This window comes from Kitasatospora sp. NPDC043950 (assembly GCF_056435345.1).
The window spans coordinates 168054-193603 of the sequence record NZ_JBWKER010000005.1; the positions used below are offsets into that span (position 1 = coordinate 168054).

Sequence of the window (25550 nt, forward strand, 5' to 3'; positions counted from 1 at the left end):
GGGTGAGGTGGGCTCCGCGCGCGGCGGGGCGGGCAGGACCGGGTACGCGGCCGGGGCTCAGACCGCCATGGGGTTCAGGGCCGCCGTGCGGCTCAGACCGCCATGAGGTAGCGCTGGAAACGGGGCATCAGGAACTCCAGGGCCCGGACCTCGACGGGCGTCAGCTCCGGGTGCCAGACGTCCCAGAGCAGGACGGCGCGCTGCTGGGTGCCCTTGTTCCAGGCCTCGTGGATGAAGCTGTCGTCGAAGAGGATCACCTTGCCCTCCTCCCAGCCCCGCTCGTCGTCGCCGACCTTGATGGCGCAGCCGGGCGGCACGATCAGCGGCAGGTGCGCGGTCAGCAGCAGGTTCACGCCGCCGGTGTGCGGGGTGATGTGCACGCCGGGGTTGAGGATGGTGAACATGCCGTCGCGCGGCCCGTGCGGGCTCGCCGAGACGGCGGCGTGGGTCTCGGGGCAGCGCTCCAGGACCTCGTCGCGCCAGCTGCCGTTGCGGTACAGCTGGTAGGTGTCCCAGCCCTGCCAGCCGAGCTCCTTGGTGTACAGGTCCTCGTACGGGGCGAAGCGGGCCTGCTCGGCGCGCAGCTCCAGGAACTCGGCCTTGATCCGGTCGTACGCCTCCTCCATCCGGGCCACCCAGGGCAGTTCGGCGGTGTCGTGCCAGGGCAGGGCGCTGATCCCGGGGAAGAACAGCCGGGTCGGCTCCTGGTCGTCGTGCAGGTACTCCGGGGCCTGTTCGCCGGTGAGGATGCGCAGGCACTCCTCGACCCGCTCCAGCCCCTCGGTGCCGAGGATGCCGTGCAGCTCCGTCATCACGCCCTGAACGTCCATGTCAGTCCCTCCCTGTCGGTGCGGTCCGGGTCGTCGGCCCGGCCGGTGTGTGCTGGTCGGCGGCCGGGCCCTCGGCCCGGTCCCGGGCCTCGCGGCGGGCCCTGGCGCGGGCCCGGACGGCGCTCTGGCGGCGTTCGCCGCGCGGCTCGGCGGTCTCGGCGGCGGCTCGGCCGTCCGGGGCGGCGCCCTCGGTGAGGCCGGCCGCGAACTCGGCGATGGTGGGCCGCCCGAAGACGTCCACCAGCCGGACCGGCCGCTCCAGGCGGCGGGCCAGCTCCAGCTGGAGCCGGGCGGCCAGCAGCGAGTCGCCGCCGGCCTCGAAGAAGTTGGTGTGCCGGCCGACCGGGCCGCCGCCCAGCAACTGGCGCCAGGCGTCGGCGACGAGCTGCTCGACCCCGGCCAGCGGGGCGGCGTCGGCGGGCCGGGCGGCGGCCCCGGGCAGCGGCAGCCGGGCCCGGTCCCGCTTGTTGGTGCGCGTCCTGGGCAGCGCGTCCAGCAGCAGCACGGTGTCCGGCACGACCGCGGCCGGGAGCCGCTCGGCCAGGTGCGCCCGCAGCTCGGCGCCGGTGACCCCGGGCGCCGCGACGGCGTAGCCGACCAGTCGGCGGGCCCCGCCCTGGCCGTGCGCGGCGGCGGCCGCTTCGCGGACCCCGGGGTGCAGCTCCAGCAGCGCCTCGATCTCCTCCAGCTCGATCCGGTTGCCGCGGATCTTCAGCTGGCTGCCGATCCGGCCGACGAACGCCAGCTCGCCGTCCGGGAGGCGGCGGCCCAGGTCCCCGGTGCGGTACAGCCGGCCCCCGGCCTGCCAGGGGTCGGCGACGTACGCCCGGGCGCTCTCCTCGGGCCTGCGGTGGTACGAGCCGGCCAGGAAGTCGCTGCGCAGGTGGATCTCGCCGACCACGCCGACCGGGCAGAGCCGGCCCCGGCGGTCCAGGACCACCGCCTCGCGGCCCGGGATCGGGCTGCCGATCGGTACCCCGGCCGGGAACTCCTCGCCCGGCGCCAGCTCGCGGTGCGTCGCCAGCACGCACTCGGTGGGCCCGTAGAGGTTGTGCAGCCGCGGCCGGTCGGGACGGTGCGCCCAGGCGGCGGCCAGGGCCACCGGGAGCACCTCGCCGGCCATCAGCACGTGGGCGAGGTCCGGCAGGTGCGATCCGGTGGCGTCCAGCGCCTCGGTGACCAGTTGGAAGAAGGCCGGGACGGTCTGGATCTGGGTGATCCGCTCGGCCCGCAGCCACCCGGCCACCGCGAGCGGGTCGCGGCGCAGCCCCTGCGGCGGCAGGCAGAGCACCGCGCCCGAGCAGAGCGCGGCGAACACCTCGGTGTACGCGGCGTCGTAGGTGAACGGGGCCCACTGGGCGATCCGGCTGTCCGACCGGATGCCGAAGTGCTCGCGCTGCCAGTGGGCGAACTGGGCGAGCGCCGCGTGCGGCAGGGCGATGCCCTTGGGCGTGCCGGTGGAGCCGGAGGTGTAGACCAGGCAGAGCGGGTCGCCGGGGCCGGCGGGTGAGGCGGCCGGGGCGGGGCCCGCGGGCTCGTCGGCGGCCGGCACCCGCGGGTCGACGGCCTCGACCGGGATACCGGCGAAGTGCCCGACGCCTTCCCGCAGTTCGGGGTGCAGGGCGAGCGTGCTCTCGGCGGCCAGCAGGCACACCGGTTCGGCGTCGGCCAGCAGCGCGGTCAGGCGGGCGTCCGGGTCGGCCGGGTCGAGCACCGCGAAGGCGGCCCCGGTCTTGGCGACGCCGAGGATCGCGGCGCTCTGCACCGGGCCGGCGGGCAGCAGCACCGAGACGAACCGGCCGGGGGCGGCGCCGCGCTCCAGCAGCCGGGACGCGATCCGGTCGCTCCAGACGTCGAGCTGCCGGTAGCCGACCGTCACGCCCTCGGCCCGGATCGCGGGGGCGTCCGGACGGGCGGTGGCCCGGGCCCGGAACAGCTCGGACACCGAGACGGCGTGCCCGGCGCGCGCCTCGCCCGCGGGGCGGGCCGGGCGCGGGGCGGGCAGAGCGGGGTCGGTGAGCTCGACGGCGTCGAGGGGGGCCTGCGGCGAGGCCAGGGCGGCCCGCAGCAGGACGTGGAAGTGCCGGGCGAAGCGGTCCGTGAACTGCGGGCCGAAGCGGTCCGTGGCGTACTCCAGGGCGCCGGCGATCCGGTCGGCGCGCTCGTCCAGGGCCAGGGTCAGGTCGTACTTGGCCGCCCCGGTGGGGACCTGGCGCAGCACGCCGGCGGCCGCGCCCAGCCGGACGTCGGCCGGCGGCGCGTCCTGGAACACCAGCGAGGCCTGGACCAGGGTCGGGCGGCCCGGGTCGCGGGGCAGGCCGAGGCCGGCCACCAGCCGGTCGAAGGCGACCAGCGGACGGCCGAGGTCGCCCGCCAGCGCCCGCCCGGTGCGGGCGGCGAGTTCGGCGAAGGACGGCGCCCCGGCCAGGTCCACGCGCACCGGCAGGGTGTTGGCCAACGAGCCGACCAGCGACTCCAGTTCGGGCCGGTCGCGGTTGGCGACGGGCACGCCCACCAGCACGTCGTCGCTGCCCGCGTAGCGGCCCAGCAGTGCCGCGTACACGGCGAGCAGCAGGGTGAAGGGCGTGGTGCGCAGCCGGGCGGCGCCCTCGCGCAGCGCGGCCGTCAGCTCCGGGGCGAGCGCCACCGGCAGGGTCTCGCCGGCTCCCGTCGGCCGCGCCCGGGTCGGTGCGTCGGCGGGCAGGTCGAGCACGCCGGGGTGCCCGTCGAGCCGCTTCAGCCAGTACTCCAGGTGTTCCTGGCGCAGCCTCAGGCCCGCCTCGTCGGCGCAGTCGGCCGCGTAGCCGGCGAAGTTCAGGTCGAGCGCGGGCGGCGGCTCGGCCAGCCCGAGGCGGGCGGCGTACAGCGCGGCCAGCTCGCGCACGGCCACGCCGATCGACCAGCCGTCGACCGCGAGGTGGTGCGCGGTGCACAGCAGCACCGAGCGCTCGGGGCCGGTGCGCACCAGGGTGAGCCGCAGCGGCGGCTCACCGGCCAGGTCGAAGGGGCGCACCGCCTCCGCCCGGGCCAGCTCGGGCACCTCCTCGGGCGCCGCGTCCAGGACGGCCAGGGCCGGTGCGGCGGGCGGCGCGAGGACCAGCACCGGGCCGTCCTCGCGCAGCTCGCAGCGGGCGGCCAGCACCGGGTGCCGGGCGGTCAGGTCGCCGAGTGCCCCGGTCAGGGCCGCCTCGTCCACCGGGCCGGTCAGGTCGAGCGCGGCCGGCAGGTGGTAGGCGGGCGAGTCGGGGGCCAGGCGGTGCAGCAGCCACAACTGGCGCTGCTGGTCGGTCATCGGGACGGCGTCCGGGGCCGGCCCGGCCGTCCGGACGGCGGGCGCCGGGGCAGCGGGCCGCACCCGCGCCAGGGCGGCGGGGGTGGGGTCGGTGTAGAACTCGGCGAGCGAGGGCGCGGCGCCGAAGCGGGCCCGGACCCGGCCGAGCAGCCGGGTCGCGGCGATGGAGTTGCCGCCGGCGGCGAAGAAGTCGTCGGTGGTGCCGACCCGCTCGGGCGGCAGGCCCAGGACCTCCGCCCAGAGCGCGACGGCGGCCCGCTCGGCCTCGGTGACCGGTGCGCTGCGCCGGGCGGCGGTGAGCTCCCCGGCGCGCAGCAGCAGCGCCGGCCGGTCCACCTTGCCGCTGGTGTTGAGCGGCAGCGCGGGCAGCGGGGCGATCACCCCGGGGACGGCGGCGGCGGGCAGCCGCTCGCGCAGGTGCCGGCGCAGGCGGTCGGGCAGCCCGTCGTCCCCGGTGCGGGCGGTGACGAAGGCGACCAGCCGGGGCCCGGCGGGCTGCCCCCGGTCCACGACCACCGCCGCCTGGCGGACCTCGGGGTGGGCGGCGAGCAGGGACTCCACCTCGCCGACCTCGATGCGGTGACCGAGGATCTTCACCTGCTGGTCGGCCCGGCCGAGCACGACGATCCGGCCGTCCGGCAGGTGGCGGGCCAGGTCGCCGGTGCGGTAGACGGTGCCGCCGGCCGGGTCGACCGGGTCGGCGACGAAGGCGGCGGCGGTCAGCTCCGGGCGGTTGCGGTACCCGGCGCTGACGCCGGCCCCGCCGATCACCAGCTCGCCGACGGCCCCGCGCGGCACCGGCCGCAGCCGCCGGTCCAGGACGTAGCAGACGGTGCCGGCCACCGGGCGCCCCACCGTGACGCCCTCGCCGGGCAGCACCCGCCCGACGGTGGACCAGATGGTCGTCTCGGTCGGCCCGTACAGGTTCCACAGCCCGGCGCAGCGAGCCAGCAGCCGATCCGCGAGGTCGGCGTCCAGCGCCTCGCCGCCGCACAGCGCCCGCAGTCCGGGCCGGCCCGCCCAGCCGCCGTCCAGCAGCCCGCGCCAGAGCGAGGGGGTGGCCTGCATGACGGTGGCGCCGCTGCGCTCCAGCAGCGCGCCCAGCGCCTCGGCGTCGCGGACGCTCTCGCGCGGGGCGACCACGACCCGGCCGCCGGCCAGCAGCGGGGCGAACAGCTCCAGGACGGAGATGTCGAAGGTGATCGAGGTGACGGCGAGCAGGGTGTCGTCGGCCCGCAGGCCCGGCTCGGCGCGGACCACGCTGTGCAGCAGGTTGGCGACGCAGCCGTGCGGCACCGCCACGCCCTTGGGCAGCCCGGTGGAGCCCGAGGTGTACATCAGGTACGCGAGGTCCTCGGGGCCGGCGCCGGGCAGCGGCTGCCCGGTCCCGGCGTCCGGGCCCTCGTCGAGCAGCGCGGCCGGGTCGGCGGCGGGCAGCCCCTCGGCGGGGTCGCCGATCAGCAGGCGGGCGCCGCTGTCGGCGAGCACGTGCTCGGCCCGCGCGGCGGGCATGGCCTCGTCCAGCGGGACCAGCACGGCCCCGGCCCGCCAGATGCCGACGATCAGCGGCACCAGCTGCGCGCCGCGCTCGACGCGCAGGGCCACCCGGTCGCCGGGCGCCACGCCGTACCGGGCCACCAGCCGGCGGGCGACCAGGTCGGCGGCCGCGTCGGCCGCGGCCCGGTTGAACGCGCGGCCGGGTGACTCGACGGCCGGTGCGGCGCCGTCCTGCTGGGCGAGTTCGCGCAGCGCCTCGGGCACGGTGGCCCAGGCGCGCTCGGCGTCGGGCGCCCGGTTGAAGTCCACCAGGACGCGCCGGCGCCGGCCTTCGGAGAGCACCGGAAGCTCGGCCAGCGGCCGGTCCGGGTCGGCCGCGGCGGCCTCCAGCAGGCACAGCAGCGAGTCCGCGAAGTCGGCCGCCGTCGCGGGGGCGAGCAGCGCCGTGCGGTACTCCAGCGTCGCGTCCAGCGCGCCGGAGGGGCGCGGGCGCAGGAAGAAGGTCAGGTCGTACTTGGCCGTGCCGCTGTGTGAGGGCGCCGGGGAGGTGGTGACGCCGGGCAGCTCCAGGGTGGTGGTGGGGCCGCTGTGGAAGGAGTACATCAGCTGGAACAGCGGCGTGCGCCCGCCCGCGGCCCGGCCCAGCCGCTCCAGGACCAGGTCGAAGGGGGTGTCGCGGTGGCGCAGGTCGGCCTTCAGGTGCCGGCGGGTGCGGGCCAGGGCCTGCCGGAAGCTCGGCTCGCCGCCGAGGTCGCTGCGGTGGGCGACGAGGTTGAGCAGCGGTCCGACGACGCCGGCCAGCGCGGTGCGGCCGCGGGTCGCCACCGGCATGCCGACCACCAGGTCGTCCTGGCCCGTCCAGCGGGCGGCGGTGGCGCAGAAGGCGGTGAGCAGCACGGTGGACAGGCTGGCCAGTTCGCCCCGGCCGAAGGCGCTGAGCCGGGCGGCCAGGTCGGCGGGGACGGTGAAGTGGTGCAGCGCGCCGGCCGCCGGGTCGCCGCCGGGGCCGACGTCGGACGGCAGGTCGGCGGTGGGCAGTTCGCCGCCCAGCCGGGTCTGCCAGTGATCGATTCCGCCGGCGTGGCTGGTGTCGCTGTCGTCGCCGCGCTGCCAGGCGGCGAAGTCGCCGAAGTCGGGTCCGGCGGCCGGTTCCTGGGCCGGGTCCGGGTCCGGGGCCTCGCCGCCGAGTTCGGCGGCGTAGCAGGCGGCCAGCGACTCCAGGAAGACGCCGAAGCCCCAGGCGTCGACCACGATGTGGTGGGCGGTGAACAGCAGCAGCGAGCGGTCCCCGCCCAGCAGGAACAGCTGGGTGCGCATCAGCGGGGGCCGGGCCAGGTCGAAGGGCACGGCCACGGCGCGGGCGGTGAGCTCGGCGAGCCGGTCCGCGCGCTCGCCCTCGGGGACGCCGGTCAGGTCGACGGTCTCGACGGCGGGGCGGACCCGGTCGGCGAACAGCTGCCACGGCTCGCCCGCCCCGTCGGCGGTGACGGCGCAGCGCACCACCTCGTGCCGCCGGGCGACGGCGGCCAGCGCCCGTTCCAGGGCGGCCACGTCCAGCGGGCCGCTGACGTGGAAGGCGGCGCTCTCGTTGTGCAGGGCGGTGCCGGGCAGCACCTGCTCGGCCCGCCAGATGGACCGCTGGGCGTAGGACAGCGGCGCGCGGGCGCGGTCGCCGCGCAGCGGCAGGGAGGTGTCGCGGCTCATCGGCGGCCGCCCTCCGGCGAGGCGTCCGCGCGGCCGGCGGCGACGGCCGCGGCCAGCCCGGCGACGGTCGGGTCGCCGACGTACACCCGCAGCGGCACCTCGACGCCGAAGCGGGTGCGCAGCCCGTCCAGCAGGCGGGCGATGCCCAGCGAGTCCCCGCCGAGCAGGGCGAAGTCGTCGTGCCGGCCGACGGCGGGCACGTGCAGCAGCTCGCGCCACAGCTCGGCGATGCCGGCCTCCAGGCCGTCCAGCGGCTGTTCGCCGGTGCGCCCGGCCAGGGCGGCGGCCGGGCTGGGCAGCGCCCGCCGGTCGGCCTTGCCGCTGAGGGTGCGCGGGATCGCGGCGAGCCGCAGGTACAGGGCGGGGCGGGCGGGGGCGGGCAGGCCCTCGGCGGCGTGCGCGCGCAGTTCCTCGTCGGTGGCGCCGTCGGCGACCAGGTAGGCGCAGAGCACCGGTTCGCCGTCGGCCTCCTCGACCAGGGCGGCGCAGACGTCCGCCACCGCGGGGTGGCGGCGCAGCAGGTCCTCGATCTCGCCGAGTTCGACCCGGGCGCCGTTCACCTTGACCTGCTGGTCGCGGCGGCCCAGGACCTCCAGGGTGCCGTCGGCGCCGAGGCGGCCGAGGTCGCCGGTGCGGTACCGGTCCGGTGCGACGAAGCCGCCGGCCGCGTCGCCCAGGTAGCCGCGCAGCGGGAACGGGGTGTGGATCTCGATCTCGCCGATCGCGTCCACCACCGGGCGTCCGCCGAACAGCACCGCGATCTCGACCCCGGGCATCGGCCGGCCGGCCGGGACGGTCTCGGCCTCGGCGTCCTCGGCGGTGAGCCGGCGGAAGACCTTGGTCATGGTGGTCTCGGACGGCCCGTAGAGGTTGACCAGTTCCTTGCCGTCCCCGAACAGGCCCCGCCACCAGGCGATGTCGGCGGGGCGGACCGGCTCCCCGGCCATCAGCACGCTGCGCAGCCGCGGCAGGGAGTCGGCGGCCAGCCCGGCGGCGCGCAGGGTGCGGAACACGGTGGGCACGCAGTGCAGCAGGTCGACCTGCTGCTCGGTCAGCCAGCGGGCCAGGGCCGCGCCGACGGGGATGGCGCCGGGCGCCGGGAGCACGGCGGTGCCGCCGGCGCACAGCGGGACGAGGGCGTCGCGCAGGAAGGCGTCGAAGCCGGGGGAGGTGAGCATGGAGATCCGGGTGCCCGGGTCGATGCCGAACTCGGCGATCTCCCAGTCCAGGAAGTGCGCGACCGCCTCGAAGCTGCCCCGGATGCCCTTGGGGCGGCCGGTGGTGCCCGAGGTGAAGTAGACGTAGCCGGCGTCGGGGCCGCTGATGCCGGTCCAGTCGTCGGCCGCCCAGGGCAGCGGGGTGATCGACTCGGCGGCGAGCAGCGGCAGTTCGCCCTGTCCGGCGACGGCCAGGTGCTGCCCGGCGACGGTCGGGCCCGGCCCGGCGGCGGCCAGCGCGGAGCGGCCGGCGGCGTCGGCGAGCACGGTGCCCGGCCGGAGGTCCTCCAGCAGGGCCGTCCAGCGGGCGGCGGGCTGGCGGGTGTCCACCGGGGCGAACGGGCGGCCGGTGGCGGCGCAGGCGAGGATCGCCGCGACCACCGGGACGGGGTCCGCGCAGGCAACCAGGACCGGGCCGGTGCCGGTGGCGAGGCGGTCGCGCAGGCCGGCGGCCAGCCCGGCCAGCTCCTGGTGGCTCCAGACCCGCTCGGCGGTGGCGAGGGCGGGGGCGGCGGCTCGGCGCTCGACCTGGTCGGCCCAGCGGTCGAGGATGCTCGTGTGGCTCACAACTCTCCGTTCATGATCCGGTGGGCCACGACCGTCAGCGGGTCGAGGGAGGGCAGGGCCTCGCTCAGACCGGCGTCCTCGATCGCCCTGGTGACCAGGTGCAGCTCGGTGCAGGCGGCGACGAAGGCCCGCACGCCGTAGCGGGGCAGGGTCTCGCGCAGGAAGTCGATGGTGCGGGCCGGGTCCTCGCCGCGCTTGAGGCGGTGGATCTCCCGGTGCAGCGCCTCCTGGTCCGGTGGGCGCAGCGCCACCAGCTGGCCAGCGGCCCGGGCCCCGGCGGCGCCCGAGGTGAGGATGCCGGCCCGGGCGGTGCCGGAGGAGCAGAGCAGCAGGTGCGGTTCGCCGGCCGCGGCCAGTTCCCCGTGCACCACGTCGACCAGCGAGACGCAGCGCGCCGCGAGGTCGGCCGGCAGGTCGCCGAGCACGTGGTGGGCGGTGATGCAGGCGATCACCACGCGTTCCGCGCCGGCGGCCAGCAGGCCGCGCAGCGAGGACTCCACGGCGCGGCGCAGCTCGTCGAGTTCGCCGCTGCCGATGGCCTCGGTGCGGTCCACCACGGCCGGGTCGGACCAGAGCAGCACCCGCGGGGTGTCCTGCTCGGGGTGGAGCCGGCAGGCCCGGTAGACGGTGCGCAGCAGTTCGACGGAGGCCAGCGGGCCCATGCCGCCGACCACCCCGACCAGCGGGTGGCGCGGGCGGGTGCCGGGGCCGGCGATCGGCCCGGCGGCTGTGGCGGTCATCCCAGGCACGGCAGATCGAACTCCTCGACGAAGAGGGCGAAGGTCGCGACGAGCATCAGGTAGTCGGTGTCCAGGTGGGCGTGCACCTGCTGGCCGTCGCCGCGCTGACGCTGCGTCAGGGCGGCGATGGTGTCCGGGTCGAAGTAGCCCTGGCGGCGGACGGTCGCGGGGGAGACCAGCTCCTCGAACCAGTCGGCGCCGGTGCTCAGCAGGTGGCTGCTGGTCTGGCCGCGGAAGCCGTACTTCTGCCGGCTGAGCACCTCGCCGGGCACCAGCCCCTCGGCCGCCCGGCGCAGCACGGCCTTCTCCCGGCCGTGGGCGAGCATCAACTCCGGTGGCAGCGTGGTGGCGTGGTCGACCACCGCGTTCGCCAGGAAGGGGAAGCGCAGCTCGACGCCGTTGGCCAGGGCCATCCGGTCGCCGTGGTCGCCGAGCAGGTGGTCGGCGAGCCGCAGGTGGTAGTCGAGGTAGGAGCGCTGGTGCAGCGGGTGGCGCCCGGCCAGCCGCCCGGGGTCGACCAGGCGCTGGTTGGTGACGGAGAACTCGTCCAGCCCGTAAGCCAGGTCCTCGGCGTACAGCTCGCGGCGGAACTCCTGGGCGGGCAGCTGGTCCTGCTCGTAGCCGAGGTCGACGCCCCACATCCGTTCGCGGATCTCGCGCTCCAGCCGGGCGTCCAGGCCGGTGAGCCGGCTGCCGCCGAGCCCGGTGGCGTCGAAGCGGTAGCCGGGGTAGCCGCCGAACAGCTCGTCGGCGCCCTCGCCGCTGAGCGCGCCGACCGTCCCGGCGGCGCGGACGGCCTCGGACAGCGCCAGCGAGCAGACGTTGTACGACTCGCGCACGGGTGCCTCGGCGTGGCGCACCATCGCGGTGATCCGCTCGGCCACCTCGTGCTCGCCGACCGGGACTTCGTGGTGCTCGGTGCCCAGCTTGGCGGCGACCAGCCGCTGGTGCGGGCCCTCGTCGAAGTCGCGGCCGGGGAAGGTGACGGAGAAGCTGGGCCAGGCGTGGCCGGGCCGGGCCCGGGCCATCAGGGCGCCGATCAGGCTGGAGTCGAGGCCGCCGCTGAGGTACATGCCGATCGGCACGTCCGCGAGCAGCCGGCTGCGCACGGCCCCGTCGAGCAGTTCGGCGGTGCGGTGGGCGTACCGCTCCAGCTCCCGGTCCAGGGCCTCGGGGGCCACCGGGTCGAGGTCGGCGGCGAGCGGGAAGTCGAGGTCCCAGTACCGTTCGGTGCGCACGCCGGAGCGGTCGGCGATCAGCCGCTCGCCGGGGCGCAGGGCGCTGATGCCCTCGAACATGGTGCGCGGGCTGACCAGTCCGGGCAGCGTCAGTACCTGGTCGAGGCCGCGCAGGTCGACCCGGGCGCTGACGGCCGGGTGGCGCAGGATCGCCTTGATCTCGGAGGCGAAGATCAGCTGGCCGTCGGCGACGGTGTAGAAGAGCGGGACGATGCCGGCCCGGTCGCGGGCGAGCAGCAGCCGCTGTGCGGTCCCGTCGTGCAGCGCGAAGCCGAACTGGCCGTCCAGGTGGGCCGTCAGGTCCTCGCCGTACTCGCGGTACAGGTGGAGCAGCACCTCGGTGTCGTTCTCGGTGCGGAACCGGTGGCCGCGGCGGCTCAGCGCGGTGCGCAGCTCGCGGTGGTTGTAGATCTCGCCGTTGCAGACCGAGACCAGGGTGCCGTCCTCGGTGCGGTGCGGCTGGTTGCCGCCGGCGAGGTCGTTCAGGGCCAGCCGGCGAAAGCCCAGGCACAGGCCGTCCGTGGCGTAGTGGCCGTCGTCGTCGGGGCCGCGGTGCACCAGGCACGCCGTCATCTCCCGGACCACGGCGGCATCGGCCGGGCGACCGCCGCCCAGGACGAATACGCCGGTTATTCCGCACATTCTGTCCGCCCTCTCCCGTCGTGCGTTCGGAACTCGTCGTCGGAACTCGCCGATCGAAATACTCTGGAAATATCCGAAAGAAACCCGGACGAGGAGCACCGTAACAGAGCTCGGTGTTCCGGGAAAGACTCAAGATCCTTATGCGCCAACCAACTATTTCAGGGCACAACTGAGCTGCGGCATCGCCCGGTTGGACCTTCTCGGGGCATGCCGGAATACGGGCTGGACCAACCCGTGAATTACCGCATAAAGTCGTGCGGGAGGCCTGTTCAGGCTTCGCGTAATTGACTGGGGAAGAAAAAGGAGCAGCGATGACCGGTTCGTCCGCCGTACAGCACGACGAGGTGGCCCGATGGACGCCGTGGCACCGGGACGCCGCGCCGAACGGGCGGTCCGGGCCCGTGCGCGTCTACTGCCTGCCGCACGCCGGCGGCTCCGCGAGCGCCTACCTGCCGTGGGCCCGGTCCGGCGAGCAGCCGGGCCTGACGATCGTTCCGGTGGAACTGGCGGGCCGGGGCACCCGCCTCGCCGAGCCGCCGTCGGCCGTCATGGACGAGGTCGTCGACGGCCTGCTCGCCCTGCTGGCGAGCCGCCCGGCGGACGAACCGTTCATCCTCTTCGGCCACAGCATGGGCGCCCGGATCGCCTACGAGACGACCCGCCGGCTCGCCGCCGAGGCGCTGCCGCTGCCGCTGTCCCTCGTGGTCTCCGGCGGCCGGGCCCCCGGCACGCCGGACGTCACCCGGCTGCACGGACTCACCGACGACGAACTCCTGGAGCGCATCGTCGGCCTCGGCGGGACCCCGGCCGAGGTGCTGGAGTTCGCCGACCTGATGCAGATGATCCTGCCGGTGCTCCGGGCCGACGTCACCCTGCTGGGCGAGTACAACGACCGGATCCGGCCGACCGTGCTGCCCTGCCCGGTGCTGGCGCTCGGCGGCGCCGACGACCTGATGGCCGGACCGGAGTGGATCACCGGCTGGCGGTCCACCACGGCGGCCGGCTTCCGCCACCGCATCCTGCCGGGCGACCACTTCTTCCTGCACCAGCAGCGGGCCGAGGTGCTCGCGGAGCTCGCGGCGCAGGCCCGGGCGTGCCTGGACACCGCGGACGGCCCCCAGGAGGGCCGGGCGCCGGGCGCCTGACCCCGGCCGCCCGGTTCCGTATGACGGGGCCGGGCGGCGGGTGGCGGTCCGTCCGGAACGCTCCGGACGGACCGTCATCGCCGGCCCTCGTCGGCCCGTCGCAGGACGGCGGCGACGACCCGGGCGATCTCGTCGATCGGGCCGGCGTCGGCGAGGTCCAGGTGCCGGGCGGCGAGCGGGTGGTCGGCCACCGGCCCGGTGGTGTGGGCCGACCAGACGGCCACCGTCTGCTGCGGCCGGTGGTCGCCGGTCGCGGTGAACGTGGTCAGCGGCGCGTCGAGCACCCCCGGGGTCCACACCGCCATCAGCCCGGCGTGGTAGCGGCAGGAGTCGAGGAACACCGCCAGCTCGTCCTCGTCGCGCGGCGCGGCCTCGCGCAGCGCCACGGCCAGCCGGTCGAGGAGTTCCGAGGGCTTGGGCCGCCACTGCTGCGCCAGGACGGCCGCGACCTCGGCGGCGGGCGCGCCCGTCGCCGTCAGCAGCTCGGCCAGCACGGCGGTGTCGGTGACCTCCCCGGCGTCCGGCGGCGCCGGATGGCTGTCCAGCAGCGCGACCAGGTCGACCTGCTCGCCCTGCTCGCGCAGCAGCACGCCGATCTGGTGCGCGACCAGCCCGCCGAAGGACCAGCCGAGCACCCGGTAGGGGCCGTGCGGCTGGACGGCGCGCATCCGCGCCAGGTACTCCCGCGCCAGGCCGTCCACGTCGGCCGGCCGCTCCCCGCCGCCGACCGGGCCGATGCCCTGGAAGGCGTAGACCGGCTGGTCCGGGTCGAGCCCGCGCAGCAGGCCGATGAAGCCGAGGCCGTCGCCCGTCACCGGATGGACGCAGAACAGCGGTGCCCGGCCGCCCGCGGCCCGCAGCGCCAGCAGCGGTTCGAAGGGGGCGTCGGCGCGCCCGGGCCGCTGCCCGGTCAGCCGCTGCGCCAGCGCGGCCGGGGTCGGCGCCTCGAACAGCGTCTTCACGGGCAGGTCGACGCCGAACTCCGCGTGGATGCGCTCGACCAGCCGGATCAGCAGCAGCGAGTGGCCGCCGAGCAGGAAGAAGTCGTCCTCCGGGCCGACCGCGGGCACGCCCAGCAGCTCGGCGAAGACCGCGACCAGCGTGCGTTCGGCCGGCGTGCGCGGCTCCCGGGCCCGGCTCTCGACGTGGGTCTGCGGCTCGGGCAGCGCCCGGCGGTCCAGCTTGCCGTTGGCCGTCACCGGGAGCGCGCCGAGCAGCGCGTAGGCGGTGGGCACCATGTGGTCGGGCAGGTGGCCGCGCAGGTGGGCGCGCAGCGCGGCGGCCGTGGGCGGCTGCGCGGCGCCGTCCGGCACCACGTACGCGACCAGCCGTACGGCGCCGGCCCGGTCCTCGCGCACGGCGACGGCGCAGGCCGTGACCGCCGGGTGCTCGCCGAGCCGGGTCTCGATCTCGCCGAGCTCGATCCGGTGGCCGCGCAGCTTCACCTGGCTGTCCACCCGGCCCAGGTACTCCACCACGCCGTCGGGGCGGTGGCGGGCCAGGTCGCCCGTGCGGTACATCCGGGTGCCCGGCGCGCCGTGCGGGTCCGCGACGAAGCGCTCGGCGGTGAGCGCCGAGCGGCCGAGGTAGCCGTACGCGAGCTGCTCGCCGGTCAGGTAGAACTCGCCCGGCACGCCCGGCGGGACGGGGTTGAGGGCGGTGTCCAGGACGTAGCCGCCGGAGTTCCAGACCGGCCGCCCGATCGGCACCGGGTGCGCCTGCTCGTCCGCCGGGCCGCACTCCCAGGCCGTCACCTCCACGGTGGCCTCGGTGGGCCCGTAGAGGTTGTCCAGCCGGACGCCCGGGAGCACCTGCCGGAACCGGCGCACGGTGGCCGCGGGCAGCGCCTCGCCGCTGGCCACGACCAGGCGCAGCCCGGTGCACTCGGCGGCCCGCGGGTGCTGGAGGAAGACGTCCAGCATGGACGGCACGAACTGGGCGACGCTCACGCCCTCGCGCTGGATCAGCTCTGCCAGGTAGGCCGGGTCGCGGTGCCCGTCGGGCTTCGCCAGCACCAGGGTGGCGCCGGTGATCAGCGGCCAGAAGAACTCCCACAGCGAGATGTCGAAGCTGGCCGAGGTCTTCTGCAGCACGCCGTCCCGGGCGCCGAGCCGGTACTCCTCCTGGCCCCAGCGCAGCCGGTTGGCGATGGCGTGGTGCGGGACGAGCACGCCCTTCGGCCGCCCGGTCGAGCCCGAGGTGTAGATCACGTAGGCCGGGTCCCGGGGGCCGGGGGCGGTCGGCGTGACGCCCTCGGGCGCCGGCAGGTCCTCCGGTGACAGGCACGGCACGCCCTCGGCGGGGCGCAGCGCGGAGGCCTGCTCCGGGGCGGCGATCACCGCGGCCGGGCGGGCGTCCGCCAGCATGTACGCGAGCCGGTCGGCCGGGTAGTCCGGGTCCAGCGGGAGGTAGGCGCCGCCGGCGCGGTGGACGGCGCACAGCGCCACCACGAGCTCCACCGAGCGGGGCACGGCCACCGCGACCCGGCTGCCCGGGCGGACGCCGACCGCGGCGAGCCGGCGGGCCAGCGCGTCGATCCGGCGGTCCAGCTCGGCCGGGCCGAGTTCCCGGCCTTCGAACACCAGGGCGGGGGTGTCGGACGGCGCGGCGAGCCCTGCCGACACCAGGGCGGCCAGCGTGGTCGGCGCCAGCTCCCGCCGCTCGCCGGCGGAGCGCTCCAGCAGCCGAGGCCGCTCGCCCTCGGCGGACAGTTCGAGCCGGGAGATCGGCCGCTCGGGGTCGGCCGCGGCCGCGCCGAGCAGCCGCGTCAGGTAGCCGGCGATCGCCTCGACCGTGGCCCGGTCGAACAGGTCGGCGCGGTACTCGACGGCGCCGGTCAGCTCGTCGTCCGGGCCGGCGGGCGTGCCCAGGGTGACGGTGAGGTCGAACTTGGCCGGCGCCGGGCCGGCGGTGAGCAACTCGCTGTCGAGGCCGGGGATCTCCACGGCGGCGCCCGCCTGCTCCATCACCAGGGCGACCTGGAAGAGCGGGTGGCGGCCGGGGGAGCGCTCCGGGTTGACCAGCTCGACGATCCGCTCGAACGGCAGGTCCTGGTGGGCGTAGGCGGCGAGGTCGGCGTCCTTGACGCGGCGCAGCAGCTCCCGGAAGCCCGGGTCCCCGTCGGTGTCGGTGCGCAGCACCAGCGTGTTGACGAAGAAGCCGACCAGGTCGTCCAGGGCCTCGTCGGTGCGCCCGGCGATCGGGGTGCCGATCGGCAGGTCGGTGCCCGCGCCGAGGCGGGTGAGCAGCGCCGCCAGACCGGCCTGGACGGCCATGAAGAGGCTGGCGCCGTCGGCCCGGGCGAGCTCCGCCAGGGCGCGGTGGTCCGCGCCGCTCAGCCGCAGCGGCACCCGGCCGGCCTCCTGGCCGGTCTCGGCGGTGCGCCGCCGGTCCACCGGCAGCGCGATCTCCTCGGGCAGGCCGGCCAGCGCCCCGCTCCAGTACTGCCACTGCCGGGCGGCGGTGCTGCCCGGGTCCTCGTCGTCCCCGAGCAGGGTGAGCTGCCACTGGGTGTAGTCGGCGTACTGGACGGGCAGGGCGGTCCACTCGGGGGCCCGGCCGGCCGTCCGGGCCTGGTAGGCGGCGCCCAGGTCGCGGGCGAGCGGGCCCATCGACCAGCCGTCGCAGGCGATGTGGTGGACCGTCAGCAGCAGGACGTGCCGCTCGGGGGCGAGGGCGAAGAGGTGGGCGCGCAGCGGCGGCTCCGACGCGAGGTCGAAGGGCTGGGCGGCGGCGGTGCGCAGGGCCTCGGCCAGGCCCTCCTCGGTCACCGTGGCGGTGCCGGAGTGCCGTAGCAGCGGCGGGAGTTGCTCCGGGGCGAGGATCCGCTGGTGGGGAGCCGCGTCCGCGCCGCGGGGGAGCGGGAAGACGGTGCGCAGGGCCTCGTGGCGCGCGGCGCAGTCGTGCAGCGCGGCGGCGAGGGCGTCCCGGTCCAGGGCGCCGGTCAGGCGCAGGGCCAGCGGGATGTGGTACGCGTCGCTGTGCGGGTCCAGCTGCTGGAGGAACCAGAGCCGGCGCTGGGCGTGCGAGAGCGGGATCCGCTCGGGGCGGGCGGCGGCGGTCAGCGCCGGGCGACATCGCCCGGCGTCCACCGCGCGGGCGAGCCCGGCGGCCGTCGGGCTCTCGAAGACCGTCCGGATGGGCAGTTCGGCCCCCAGGGCGGTGCGCACCCGGCTGACCAGCCGGGTGGCGAGCAGGGAGTGGCCGCCGAGCGCGAAGAAGTCGTCGTCGGGGCCGACCTCGGCCACGCCGAGGACCTCGGCGAGCAGCGCGCACAGCGCGGCCTCGCGGGCGTCCCGGGGGGCCCGGGAGCGGCCGGTGGCGGCCCGCAGCTCGGGCTCGGGAAGAGCGGAACCGTCCAGCTTCCCGCTGGAGTTGAGCGGGAGACGGGCCAGGACGGCGTAGGCCGCCGGGATCATGTAGTCGGGCAGCTGCCCGGCCAGCAGCTCGCGCACCTCGGCGAGGTCGGGGGCGTTCCCGTCCTCGGTCACCAGGTAGGCGGCGAGGTGGCGCTCCTCGGCGCCGGCGCCCCGGGCCAGGACGGCGGCCTGCACGATCGCGGGGTGGCGCAGCAGCACCGCCTCGATCTCGCCGGGCTCGATCCGGAAGCCGCGGATCTTGATCTGCCCGTCGGCCCGGCCGAGGTACTCCACCTGGCCGTCGCGGCGCATCCGGGCGAGGTCGCCGGTGCGGTACATCCGGGCGCCGGGCGGGCCGTACGGGTCGGCGACGAAGCGCTCGGCGGTCAGGGCGGGGCGGCGCAGGTAGCCGCGGGCCAGGTGCGGCCCGGACAGGTAGAGCTCGCCGGGCACGCCGAGCGGGACGGGGCGCAGCAGGTCGTCCAGCAGGTACGCCCGGGTGTTGTCGAGCGGGCGGCCGATGACGGGGGTGCGGCTGTCCGCCAGGGAGCAGGCGAGCGCGTCGACGGTGCACTCGGTCGGGCCGTAGTAGTTGAACACCGCGACGTCCGGCAGGGCGGAGAGTTCGGTCCACAGCGCCGGCCCGACGGCCTCGCCGCCCAGCATCAGCACGGCCGGGCGGTGGTGGCCCTCGGCGAAGAGGCCGGCGGCGGTGAGCGCCGGGACGTACGTCGGGGTGAGGTCCAGGAAGTCGAGGCGCTCCCGGCGGACGTAGCCGACCAGGGCCTGCGGGTCGAGCCGGACCTCGTCGCTCAGCAGGTGCAGCGGGTGGCCCTCCAGCAGCCAGAACAGCGGCTCCCAGGCGGTGTCGAAGGTGATCGAGGCGACCAGGCCGAGCTGGAGCCGCCGGCCCTGCGGGCCGCCGGACGGGCGGACCATGCGGGTGCGGTGGTGGTGCATCAGGCTGCTGAGGCCCCCGTGCGGGATCACCACGCCCTTGGGCACGCCGGTCGAGCCGGAGGTGTGGATGACGTAGGCCGGGTCGTCCGGGCCGGTGGGGCCGGTGCGGTCGGCGTCCGTCAGGTTCCCGCCGGGGTGGGCGGCGACGGCGGCCCGCGCCCCGGGCTCGTCCAGCACCAGGACGGGCGCGCCGTCCGGCAGCCGGCCGGCGTCGGCGGCCGTGGCGAGCACGCAGACCGGGGCGGCGTCGGCGAGGATGCCGGCCAGCCGCTCGCGCGGCATGGCGGGGCTGACCGGTATGTAGGCGGCGCCCGACTTGAGGACGGCGAGCAGCGCGATCAGCAGGTCGGTGGTGCGCGGCAGCGCCAGGACGACGTAGCGCTCGGGGCCGGCCCCGCGCCGCACGAGCTCCCGGGCGAGCCGGTTGGCGCGCTCGTTGACCTCGGCGAAGGTGAACCGGCCGTCCTCGGCGACGAGGGCCGTGACCTCGCCCTCCAGGGCGGCGCGCTCCTCGAAGGCGCCGTGGTACGTCACCGCGGGGGCGCCGTGCTGGGTCGCGGTGAGGGCACCGTCGTGCGGCACCGCGGGGGCGTCGTCGTGCGGCACCGCGGGGAAGGGCAGGGCGGGCCCGTGGGCGCGCTCGAACAGGTCGAGCCGCTCGTCGGCGCCGAGCAGGTCGTACTCGCCGATCCGCTGGTCCGGGTCGGCGGCGGCCGCGGCGAGCAGTCGGCCGAGCCGGGCGGTCAGGGCCTCGGCGCCCGCGCGGGTGAACAGGTCGGTGCTGTACTCGACGAAGCAGCCGAGCCCGGCCGGGGCGCCGTCGGCGTCGTGCACCTCGCGCATGTTGAAGGACAGGTCGAACTTCGCTCCGCCCGGGCCCGCCTCGGCGATCTCGGTCTCGATGCCGGGCAGCGCGAGGGAGGCCTCGGGGGTGTTCTGGAAGGCCAGCATCACCTGGAACAGCGGGTGCCAGCCCAGCGAGCGGTGCGGGTTGAGCGCGGTGATCAGCCGCTCGAACGGGAACTCCTGGTGGGCGAAGCCCTGGAGGTCGGTGCGGCGCACCCGCTTGAGCAGCTCGCGGAAGGTCGGGTCACCGGAGGTGTCCAGACGCAGGACCAGCGGGTTGACGAAGTAGCCGACCACGTCGTCGTAGCGCTCGTCGGTGCGGCCCGCGATCGGGCTGGCGATCGGGATGTCCGTACCGGCCCCCGACCGGGTCAGCACCGTCGCCAGCGCCGCCTGGAGCACCATGAACATGCTGACCCGGCAGGAGCGGGACAGCGCCAGCAGCTCGCGGTGCAGCTCGGCCGGGAGGTCCCACGGGAAGTACTCGCCCCGGTGCGACATCGCGGCGGGGCGGGGGTGGTCGGTGGGCAGCTCCAGGAAGTCCGGCAGGCCCGCCAACGCCTGGCGCCAGTAGGCGAGTTGCCGCCCGCCCTGGCCCTGCGGGTCGTCCAGGTCACCGAGGTTCGCGTGCTGGCGCACGGCGTACTCGGCGTACGTGCCGGGCAGCGGGGACCAGACGGGCGCCCGGCCCTGGCTGCGGGCCAGGTAGGCGGTGCTCAGGTCGCGGGCCAGCGGGGCCAGCGACCAGCCGTCGCCGGCGATGTGGTGCAGCACCATGAGCACCACGTGCTGCTGCGGGCCGAGCACGAACAGGTGCACCCGCAGCGGGGCTTCGGCCTCCAGGTCGAAGACGTGCCCGGCCCCGGCCTCGATCAGGGCGGGCAGTTCCTCCTCGGTGACGGGCACCACGGTGAGGACCGGCGGCAGCTCGGCCATCGCCAGCACGTGCTGGCGCGGCACGCCGTCGCGCTCGGGGAAGACGGTACGCAGGGCCGCGTGCCGCTCCACCACGTCGGCGAGGGCGCACCGCAGCGCCTCGTGGTCGACCGGGCCGGTCAGCCGCAGCGCCACCGGGACGTTGTACGAGGCGTCGCCGCCTTGGAGGCGGTCGTTGAACCAGAGCGCCAACTGTGCGTACGACAGCGGTGTCTCCGCGGGCAGGCTGTGTTCGCCCAGCACGGGGCATCCCTCCAGGTGGAACCGCCCCGCCGGCCGGGTGGGTCGGGCGGGCCGGACGGTGGTTTCCGGTGGCTCTTGGCCGTTGTGGGCCCCGGCCGTGGTGAGCCGTGGTGAGTTGCGGCCACGGTGAGTCGCGGGGCGTCGTGGGCCCCGGGGCCGTCGGGGGCCGCGGCCGTGGTGAGTTCAGGCCGTGGCGAGCCCCGCCGTGGTGATGAGCGGGCCGTGGTGATCTGCGGACCGCGGTGATTCACAGACCGTGGTGGTGTGCGGGCCGCCGGGGGTCCCGGGGCCGTCGCGGGCCCCCGGCCGTGGTGGCCTCCGGGGGTCCTTGTGGGCTCCGGGGCCGCGGGGGCCCGCCGACGTCCCTCGGCGGGGGGGGGGCTACCGGCTACCGCGCTGTGCGGGCGGGAGTCACGCGGTCCAGCGGTAGGTCATGTCCGGCTCGTTCTCCTCGTTGCGGCTGCCGTCGTTGGTGTCCACCACGACGAAGCCGTGCCGCTCGTAGAAGGCGCGCGCCTCGGTGTTCTTCTGGAAGACGTGCAGCGAGAGCTCCTGCGGGCTGGCCGACTTGACGGCCTCCAGCAGCACCGTCCCGATGCCGCGGCGGCGCACCTCGGGGCGCAGGTAGAGGTGGTCGAGCAGGTTGCCGTCGAGCGAGGCGAAGCCCAGCACGGCCCCGGTCCCGGCGTCCTCGGCCAGCCACACCCGGGTGTCCGGGAGCACGACGTGGGTGATCCAGCTCAGGGTGGCCTCGTCACTGTGCAGACGGGGCAGGTACGGCATGGTCGCGGTGCGGGAGGCCAGGAAGACCTCGGTGACGACACCGGCGTCCTCGGCTACCGCGGCCCGCAGGCGGACGTTCGCGGTGAGCGGTCCGTCGGACTGCATCCACATCTCCTCGGTCAGGTGTGTGAAGGGGCGGTGGTGCCGCGGGTGACGACCGAAGGAGGAATACGTGATCGGCACCCGTCGCACACCGACGCTACGGTCGCGAACTACGGGCGATGGAGCCGAATTTCCCCCCGGATGGGCCGACATAGTGCGTCCCGGCGGCATTGATCTTCGAGCAACCTAACACCTGGTCATGGACAGGGGAACCCCCGAAAGCAGGTTCCTGACAAGTCGATTCTGCGGTTAGATGATCGCGCGGGCCCGGCCCCCGGGGAGCGAGGATTTCGGCGCACCGGGCGGTGACATTCCCCGACTTCCCTTGTACCTTCCCCGACGCCGAACTTCCCCTGGCTTCGCCCGACTTCCTCCGCCTTCCCCTCGCCTTCCCCCGCACATCCCCTGCACATCCCCTGCGCTTCTCCTGCCTTCCCCGACTCCCCGAAAGGAGCGCCCGCATGGACACTCCTGCCGTCCGAATCAGCGGCGCGGTCAAGACGTTCGGTGCCACCACCGCGGTGGGCGGCCTGGACCTGGAAGTGCCGCCCGGCATGTTCCTGGGCCTGCTCGGGCCCAACGGCGCGGGCAAGTCCACCACCATGCGGATGCTCACCGGGCAGACCCGCGCGGACGCGGGCACCGTGGAGGTGTTCGGGCACCGGATGCCGGAGGACTCCCGCCGCGCCCGCTCCCTGGTCGGCGTCGTCCCGCAGCACGACAACATCGACCCCGAACTGACGGTGCGCCAGAATCTCGACGTCTTCGTCCGGTTCACGGCCCTGCCGCGCGAGCGCTACCGTGAGGCGGTCGACCAGGCGCTGGCCGCCGTCCGGCTGACCGACCGCGCGAACACCCGCGCCGACGCGCTCTCCGGCGGCATGCGCCGACGGGTCCTACTGGCCCGGGGCATCGTCAACAACCCACGGCTGCTGCTCATGGACGAGCCCACCGTGGGCCTGGACCCGCAGATCCGGCAGGACCTGTGGGACGTCATCGACGGGATGCGCGAGAGCGGCACCACGGTGGTCATGTCGACCCACTACATCGAAGAGGCGGAACGGCTCGCCGACGAGGTGGCCGTGGTGACCGGCGGCCGGGTGATCGCCCGGGGCACCCCCGCCGAACTGCTGCGCGCGCACGCGGGCGCGCAGGCCGCCGAGTACCGGGGCGACGCGGCCCGGCGCGAACTCGTCGAGGCCGAGGCCGCCCGGGCCGGACTGCCCAGCCGGCGGACCGGGCCGGCGGTCTCCGTCCTGCGCGCCGAGACGATCTCCGCGCAGCTGCGCGAGCGTCTCGGACCGCCGGACGTGCTGCGCCCGACCTCCCTGGAGGACGTGTTCGTCGCGCTGACCGGAGAGCTGTTCGGCTGAGCCCGGGCCGGCCGCTCCCTCGCCCCCCTGGCCCACCGCCCGCCTGCCCGCCCGCCTGCTCGCCCCCACAGAGAGGACACCCGATGACCACGGCGACGCCCATGCCCCGCACCGAGGCCCAGACCGGTCCCGCCCCAGGCCTCCCGCCCGCCCTGTGGCCGACCATGCGGGCGGTGTGGCTGCGCGAACTGCTGCTCTTCCGTCGCTACTGGCCCGCCATCACCTTCGGATCGCTGATCGAGCCGCTGGTCTACATGACCGGGTTCGGCATCGGCTTCAGCCGGCTGATCGACTCGGTCCAGGGGCACCCGTACCCGCAGTTCGTCGGCGTCGGCATGGTGGTCACCTCGGTGCTCTTCGCCTCGGCCTTCGCCGGGATGTTCGAGAGCTTCAACCGCCGCAAGTACCAGAAGATCTACGACGCCGTCCTGTGCCAGCCCGTCGACGTCTGGGAACTGGTCACGGCCGAGGCGTCCTGGATCGCCGTCAAGTCCTCCGTCTACGGCACCGCGCCGCTGCTGGTCTGCCTCGCCATCGGCCTGCCGCCGGGGCCGGAGCTGCTGCTGGTGCCGCTGGTGGCGCTGGTCTCCGGCTTCGCCTTCGCCCTGCTCGGCATGTGGGTGTCCTGCCTGGTGCCGGCGATCGACTGGCTGCGGCTCGTGGTGTCCGGCGTGCTCACACCGCTGGTGATGGCCGCGGGCGTGTTCTTCCCGCTGGACGGGCTGCCCGACTGGGTCCAGGGGGTGGCGGCCGTCAACCCGATCTACCACTGCACGCAGCTGGTGCGCCACGCCGCCTTCGGGACGCTCGGGGCGGGCGACGCCCTGCACGGGGCCGTCCTGGCCGCATTCGCCGTCCTCGCCTGGTTCCTGGCCGTCCGCGGGATGCGCCGCCGGCTCGTCGACTGAACGGCTCCCGGACCTTCCCGGACCTCCGGAGCAACACGATCACCACGCACCACGCACCACGCAGCACACAGCACGCAGACCGAGGAGAACCACCCCGATGACAGCCCGCGTCGCAAGCCAGCGCCGTTTCCTGATGTGCCGGCCCAGCCACTTCGGCGTCAGCTACTCCATCAACCCCTGGATGCACCCGGAGAAGCCGGTCGACGGCGCACTCGCGCTCGCCCAGTGGACCAGGCTGCGCGACCTCTACCGCGAACTCGGCCACACCGTCGAGGAGATCGACCCGCTGCCCGGACTGCCCGACATGGTCTTCGCGGCCAACGGCGCGACCGTGGTCGACGGGAAGGTCCTGGGCGCGCGCTTCCGCCACGCCGAGCGCACGGCCGAGGGCCCGGCCTACCTGTCCTGGTTCCGCGAGCAGGGCTGGTCCGAACTGCTGTGGCCCGAGCACATCAACGAGGGCGAGGGCGACTACCTGCTGGCCGGCCGTCGGCTGCTGGCCGGCACGGGCTTCCGCACCGACCCGAGGTCGCACGCCGAGGCCCAGGAGTTCTTCGGCGTCCCCGTGACCAGCCTGACCCTGGTCGACCCGGAGTTCTACCACCTGGACACGGCGCTCGCCGTCCTCTCCGACGACGAGATCATGTACTACCCGGAGGCCTTCACCCCCGGCAGCCGGGTGGTACTGCGCGAACTGTTCCCGGACGCCATCCAGGCGACCGCCGAGGACGCCGCCGTCTTCGGCCTCAACGCGCTCTCCGACGGCCGCCACGTCCTGCTCCCCGAGTCGGCCACCCACCTGATCGGCGAACTGCGCCGACGCGGCTTCGAGCCGATCGGCGTGGACCTCACCGAACTCCTCAAGGCGGGCGGCAGCGTCAAGTGCTGCACCCTGGAACTGCGCGGCCGCTGACCACACCGGCAAGCTCACCGGTTTTCACCAAGCACGAGAGGACGACGTGGTGACGAATCCCTTCGACGACCCCGACGCCGACTACCTGGTCCTGGTCAACGGAGAGGGCCAGCACTCACTCTGGCCCGCCTTCGCCGCCGTGCCCGAGGGCTGGAGGACGGTGTTCGGCGCGGCGCGTCGGCAGGCCTGCCTCGACCACATCGAGCAGACCTGGCCCGACATCCGCCCCCGAACCCTGACCCACGACTGACCGCCGCCCCGCCCCGCTGCCCCACGGGATGGCAGAGTTCCTGCTGAGGCCGCTGCGCGACGAGTTCGACGAATCGGCCGATCAGGAAGCGTGCTTGGAGCTGCCGGAGGGGCCCCGGGAGTGGCCGGCCGCGCCCGGTTGAGAACCTTTGGGGTGGGACGTTGTACACGGAGAGGCCGGTCAGGGAATCGGCGCGGGTGATGTGGGAGCACAAAGGCGCTGCTGCTCCTGCCCGGGATCGCCGGCGTGGTGCTCGCCGGGTTGGTCGGGGCGCTCGCCCTGGGGGTGACGGGGCTGTGGTCGGGGGCCGTCCTGGGGAACGTGGCCTTGGTGGTGGTCGCGATCCTCGTCGGGGCGGTCTGCGCCACGTTCTTCAACGCGGTGCTGGTCGCCGCGGCGGATGACGCGATGCAGGGGCGGCCGGTCGGGATCGGGGCCGGCTACGGGCGGGCGCTGCGGCGGCTGCCGGCGATCGTGGTGTGGGCACTGGTCGGGGTGGTGGTGATCTTCTTCGGGTCGCTGCTGCTGGTCGGGCTCTCGTGGGCGATGGCCTCCTACCTGGTACTGCCGGCGATGATGATCGACGGCATCGGGGTCCGTGAGGCGATGCGGACTTCCCGGCAGGCGTTCCGGGCCCGCGGCGGGGACACCGCGCGCAGTTCGACCTGGATCGCTCTGCCCGTCTTGTTGTCCTTCCTTCCGTCGGTGGCGGTCTTCGGCCTGGGCCTCACGGCGGTCGACCGGGTCTTCGGGGTGCTCGCCATGGCGGGCGCTGCCCTTTGGCTGGCGGTCGCCGTGACGGTGACGGCGAGCCTGTCCGGGGTGTTCCGGGTGCGCCATTACCGCGAGTTGACGGGACGACCGGCCACGGCCCCAACGCTTCCCGCGCTGCACGTTTCGCCGGTGGAGTAGCGGGGGGGGGGGGGGGGGGGGGGGGGGGGGGGGGGGGGGGGGAAAGGGGGGGGGGGGGGGGGGGGGGGGGGGGGGGTGGGGGGGGGTGGGTGGG

At 75.6% G+C, this 25550-nt stretch carries 12 protein-coding genes and 1 pseudogene; 6 read left to right on the forward strand and 7 right to left on the reverse strand.

Features of this window, described 5'->3' with window-relative positions; all coding sequences use genetic code 11:
• Positions 1-92 precede the first annotated feature (92 nt).
• From AC07BF_RS05410 to asnB, 5 genes are read right to left on the reverse strand one after another with little or no spacing between them, the layout of a single operon-like run.
• Positions 93-830 carry an aspartyl/asparaginyl beta-hydroxylase domain-containing protein gene (locus AC07BF_RS05410; protein WP_331744769.1) on the reverse strand — a complete coding sequence of 246 codons (738 nt, stop codon included), beginning with the start codon at positions 828-830 and terminating at the stop codon, positions 93-95.
• Position 831: 1 nt separating this feature from the next.
• Positions 832-7323: an amino acid adenylation domain-containing protein gene (locus AC07BF_RS05415; protein ID WP_478332989.1), complete on the reverse strand. Its 6492-nt coding sequence runs from the start codon at positions 7321-7323 to the stop codon at positions 832-834.
• A complete protein-coding gene (locus tag AC07BF_RS05420; protein ID WP_363585487.1) occupies positions 7320-9107 on the reverse strand; it encodes a non-ribosomal peptide synthetase in 1788 nt (595 codons plus the stop codon). Before AC07BF_RS05420 ends, AC07BF_RS05415 begins: the two co-directional genes overlap by 4 nt.
• Entirely contained in the window at positions 9104-9847 is a 744-nt protein-coding gene (locus AC07BF_RS05425; protein ID WP_478332990.1) for an aspartate/glutamate racemase family protein, read from the reverse strand. The genes AC07BF_RS05420 and AC07BF_RS05425 overlap by 4 nt, the downstream gene beginning before the upstream one ends.
• Entirely contained in the window at positions 9844-11727 is a 1884-nt protein-coding gene (asnB, locus tag AC07BF_RS05430; RefSeq protein WP_363627761.1) for an asparagine synthase (glutamine-hydrolyzing), read from the reverse strand. The genes AC07BF_RS05425 and asnB overlap by 4 nt, the downstream gene beginning before the upstream one ends.
• A gap of 311 nt (positions 11728-12038) precedes the next feature.
• Between asnB and AC07BF_RS05435 the strand changes: the two genes are divergently transcribed.
• A complete protein-coding gene (locus AC07BF_RS05435) occupies positions 12039-12872 on the forward strand; it encodes a thioesterase II family protein (RefSeq protein WP_363585489.1) in 834 nt (277 codons plus the stop codon).
• A gap of 74 nt (positions 12873-12946) precedes the next feature.
• Here the strand turns inward: AC07BF_RS05435 and AC07BF_RS05440 are convergent, their stop codons facing one another.
• Both AC07BF_RS05440 and AC07BF_RS05445 read right to left on the reverse strand, forming a co-directional pair.
• Positions 12947-20215, reverse strand: coding sequence for an amino acid adenylation domain-containing protein (locus AC07BF_RS05440; RefSeq protein WP_478332991.1), 7269 nt, complete (start codon positions 20213-20215; stop codon positions 12947-12949).
• Between the two features lie 411 nt (positions 20216-20626).
• Positions 20627-21103, reverse strand: coding sequence for a GNAT family N-acetyltransferase (locus tag AC07BF_RS05445; protein ID WP_363624225.1), 477 nt, complete (start codon positions 21101-21103; stop codon positions 20627-20629).
• Positions 21104-21561: 458 nt separating this feature from the next.
• On the opposite strand from AC07BF_RS05445, the gene AC07BF_RS05450 reads away from it, so the two are divergent.
• The 5 genes and pseudogenes from AC07BF_RS05450 to AC07BF_RS05470 all read left to right on the forward strand — a co-directional run bounded on the left by AC07BF_RS05450 (position 21562) and on the right by AC07BF_RS05470 (position 25456).
• On the forward strand, positions 21562-22473 hold the full coding sequence (locus tag AC07BF_RS05450; RefSeq protein ID WP_363375621.1) for an ABC transporter ATP-binding protein: 912 nt from the start codon (positions 21562-21564) through the stop codon (positions 22471-22473).
• 83 nt (positions 22474-22556) lie between these two features.
• Entirely contained in the window at positions 22557-23381 is an 825-nt protein-coding gene (locus tag AC07BF_RS05455) for an ABC transporter permease (RefSeq protein ID WP_363624229.1), read from the forward strand.
• A gap of 46 nt (positions 23382-23427) precedes the next feature.
• A pseudogene (gene ddaH, locus AC07BF_RS05460) lies at positions 23428-24294 on the forward strand (dimethylargininase); the annotation flags it as partial.
• Between the two features lie 49 nt (positions 24295-24343).
• Positions 24344-24544, forward strand: coding sequence for an MbtH family protein (locus AC07BF_RS05465; protein ID WP_478319228.1), 201 nt, complete (start codon positions 24344-24346; stop codon positions 24542-24544).
• Positions 24545-24790: 246 nt separating this feature from the next.
• Complete coding sequence (locus tag AC07BF_RS05470) at positions 24791-25456, forward strand: hypothetical protein (RefSeq protein WP_363585494.1); 666 nt, start codon at positions 24791-24793, stop codon at positions 25454-25456.
• The last annotated feature ends 94 nt before the right edge of the window (positions 25457-25550 follow it).